The sequence below is a fragment of the Hoskinsella mucinilytica genome, assembly GCF_045223415.1.
In the GTDB taxonomy this organism is placed as follows: domain Bacteria; phylum Bacillota_I; class Bacilli_A; order Erysipelotrichales; family Erysipelotrichaceae; genus Hoskinsella; species Hoskinsella mucinilytica.
The window spans coordinates 1-299 of sequence record NZ_JBEQZJ010000136.1; the positions used below are offsets into that span (position 1 = coordinate 1).

The 299-nt window shown below is 34.4% G+C and carries 1 protein-coding gene; it reads right to left on the reverse strand.

Features of this window, described 5'->3' with window-relative positions:
- A partial coding sequence (locus UGRO018_RS17870; RefSeq protein WP_416327864.1) for a UDP-N-acetylglucosamine 2-epimerase occupies window positions 1–299 on the reverse strand: 299 nt, incomplete at both ends.

Sequence of the window (299 nt, forward strand, 5' to 3'; positions counted from 1 at the left end):
CTTACCACTGCATATGCATTCATTTGTAGATTGTTATAATCATGGAACCCTAATGGCTCATGAAGTCTGACTCTTTCGTCTAATTGAAATCCTCTTTGTTCCAAGTACTTCTTTGATCTAGGATGACATGAATAAAGGATCGGCATATCATAGAGTTCCGCAAGTTTATTGATGGAAGTAAATAAATCGATAAAGTTCTTTTCTGTATCGATGTTTTCTTCTCTATGAGCTGATAATAAGATGTATCCTTTTTCTTTTAGATCTAATCGTTTTAATACATCTGAAGCCTCAATCTGGGG